This is a genomic window from Rhodococcus sp. BS-15, from assembly GCF_000813105.1.
Lineage (GTDB): Bacteria > Actinomycetota > Actinomycetes > Mycobacteriales > Mycobacteriaceae > Rhodococcoides.
The window spans coordinates 1-3,090 of the sequence record NZ_BAOX01000421.1; the positions used below are offsets into that span (position 1 = coordinate 1).

At 65.7% G+C, this 3,090-nt stretch carries 1 protein-coding gene and 1 pseudogene; both read left to right on the forward strand.

The features are described 5' to 3' along the window. The first annotated feature begins 288 nt into the window (after positions 1-288). Positions 289-876, forward strand: coding sequence for a GNAT family N-acetyltransferase (locus RHBS_RS26125; RefSeq protein ID WP_128646831.1), 588 nt, complete (start codon positions 289-291; stop codon positions 874-876). 9 nt (positions 877-885) lie between these two features. Continuing rightward, a pseudogene (locus tag RHBS_RS26130) lies at positions 886-3,090 on the forward strand (YbhN family protein); the annotation flags it as partial.

Here is a 3,090-nt window from a genome sequence, read left to right on the forward strand (position 1 = left end):
TCCACCGCACAGCAGCGGCACCCGCAGCAGAGACTCAAATCTCTTCCGCATCGGTAGCGAGGCCGTGATGGTCGCCGGCTACGCCCTGGCTGCTGACGATCCTCGTCCGCGGCCGGGGTGCCCGACCGTGCCGACGCAGATGCCGCCGCGGCCGGGCAACCGGGATTCGCCGATGCCTACGCCCACGCCTTCACCGAAGTGATCGCCCTCGTCGTGGTGGCCGTTGCCGTCACGGCAGCGCTGATCGTCGCGCTTTCCCGGACGGCAGATCCGACGTATCGTCGGCGAATGTCCTTTCTACAACCGGTGACCCTCACTGACGATCTGGTGACCCTGGAGCCGCTGAGCCACGATCACCTCGAAGGTCTGTGCGATGCCGCGCGCGACGGCGAGCTGTGGAATCTCTGGTACACCAGCGTGCCGAAGCCGGAGGAGATGGCGGCCGAGATCGACCGTCGACTCGGACTGCTCGACGCAGGCACGATGCTTCCGTTCACGCTGCGCCGCAACGATACCGGACAGATCATCGGAGCGACGACATTCTGCAACGCCGACGCCACCAACCGTCGCGTCGAAATCGGATACACCTGGAATGCCCGCTCCGCGCACGGAACCGGCACCAATCCCGCCAGCAAACTACTGCTGTTGACGCATGCATTCGAGGAACTGGGTTGCATCGCAGTCGAATTTCGCACCCACTGGATGAACCTGCAGTCGCGGACGGCGATCGCGAAACTGGGTGCGAAGCAGGACGGGATTCTGCGCAATCATCAACGCATGCCCGACGGTTCGTTGCGCGACACCGTCGTGTTCTCGATCATCGAATCCGAATGGCCGACCGTCCGCAACGAACTCCGCAGGCGTACCGCACGGTAGGTTGACCCCATGCGTGTGGATGGGCGGGACATTCCCGTAGCGGGAAACCTGCTTCAGCCGCTGGTGCGGAGAACCAGCGACATCATTCGGGTCGTATCGGCCGCGGCACTGCTGGGCGTGGTGATCGCCGGTTCGCTGATCACCAGAAATCAGTGGGACGCGCTCGAGCAATCGGTATCGAACATCGTCGGCGTGCTCGGCCCCGACCAATCCAATGCCGTCTACATCGTCTACGGCGTCGCCATTCTCGCGCTCCCGTTCGGCGTCCTGATCGGCCTGATCGCAGGCCGAAAATGGAAACTGCTCGCCGGATACGCAGCCGCGGCGCTGCTCGCCGCCCTGGCGCTGTCGATCACCGGAACCGGGATCTCCACTCCCACCTGGGACCTCGATGTTCCCGAGCGACTCGACACGTTCCTCGCGCAATTTCTCGACGACTCTCGCTGGATCGCGATGTTGGCTGCGGCGCTGACGGTTTCCGGCCCTGGCCTACCCGCGAAGTGGCGTCGTGCATGGTGGACGCTGTTGCTCGCGTTCGTGCCGATGCACCTGGTGGTCTCCACCGTTGTCCCGGCTCGCTCGATGCTCGGACTGGCGGTCGGCTGGCTCGTCGGAGCCGTCATCGTGTTGCTCGTCGGCACACCGGCGCTGGAGGTTCCGCTCGACGCGGCGGTTCGGCTGTTCCACAGTCGCGGTGTCACCGTTCGCAGCTTCACCGTCGTCCGTCCGGCCGGCCCCGGCCCGTTGGTGTTGAACGCACACACTCCCGACGCCGATGTGGTGGTCGAGTTGTACGGGCAGAACCAGCGCAGCGGCGGTGCCCTGCGCCAGTCCTGGCGGTGGATCACGATGCGTGGCAGCGAAACTGCGCCACTGCACGCGTCGATGCGCCGGGCAGTCGAGCATCGCGCCTGATGGGCCTTGCCATCAAGGGGTTGGGTGCGGCGGGCAGCCACCCGCTGGCGGTGGCAGCACTCGACAGAGGATGGACCCTGTACGCGCACAGTCTGCCCATCGGGGATCCGGTCGAGGCGGAGCACGACGACGCCACCCTCAATGCCTTGTGGTCGGCCCTGAACACCCTGCACGAGAACCAGATATCCCACGGCGACCTGCACCGCGGCGAGCTGAGGATCCACGACGCAATGCCCTCTTCTGCGGCTTCGGCCATGCCGAACTGGGTGCGTCGGATTCCCAGATGCAATCCGACGTCGCGCAGTTGTTGCTCACCACGGCAGACCTGTTCGGCTCCCAGCGCGCCGTCGCGACCGCCATCGACGTACTCGGCTTCGAGACCGTGGTCGCGGCCTCGGGGCGATTGACCAAGTCCGCCATCCCGCCTCGCATTCGCCAATCGGTGCTCGACGCCGACAAGACGATGAAGGCAGTCCGGCTCGAGGTTCTCGAGCAGACCGGCACTGCCAAGATCGAGGCCGAACAGGTCACCCGATTCAGCCGCAACCAGATCATCTCGCTCGTGTTGTTGATCGGATTGGTCTACGTCGCATACCCGTTCATCAGTGCGGTGCCCGCGTTCGTCACCGAACTCGGTTCGGCCAACTGGTGGTGGGCTCTGCTCGGTCTCGCGGTGTCCGCACTGACGTACATCGGTGCCGGGGCGGCATTGTGGGCGTGCGCGCTGGGCAAGGTCGGCTTCTGGAATCTGACGGTGATGCAGGTCGCCAACACCTTCGCTGCAACGACGACACCCGCGGCGTCGGCGGACTGGCCCTGAGCGTGCGATTCCTGCAGAAGGGTGGGCTGGGGACGGTTCGCGCGACGGCAGCTGTGGCGCTGCAACAATCCGTCCAGGTGATCACGCACGTGAGCCTGCTGATCTTCTTCAGCGTCGTCGCAGGCACCTCGTCCGGGCTGTCGAACATGGTGCCGGGCAACACCGTGCTGTATCTCATCGCAGGTGCCGCTTTCGGCGTCGTCGGGACGTTCATGTTCGTGCCCAAGCTGCGCCGCTGGCTGCGAGTCGCCGTCCGGCCACAGATCAAGGAAGTCCTCGGCGAACTGGGCGAACTCGCCCGCGACCCCAAACGCTTCTCGATCATCATCCTCGGCTGCGCGGCGACGACGTTGGGCGCCGCGCTCGCCTTGTGGGCGAGCATCGAGGCATTCGGCGGCGGCACCACGTTCGTCACCGTGACGGTCGTGACGATGATCGGCGGAACTCTGGCTTCCGCCGCGCCCGACGCCGGGGCGGCG

Bases quoted from the DNA above. Each gene is read 5' to 3' on its own strand.
- RHBS_RS26125 (WP_128646831.1), top strand. From the start codon at position 289: ATGTCCTTTCTACAACCGGTGACCCTCACTGACGATCTGGTGACCCTG.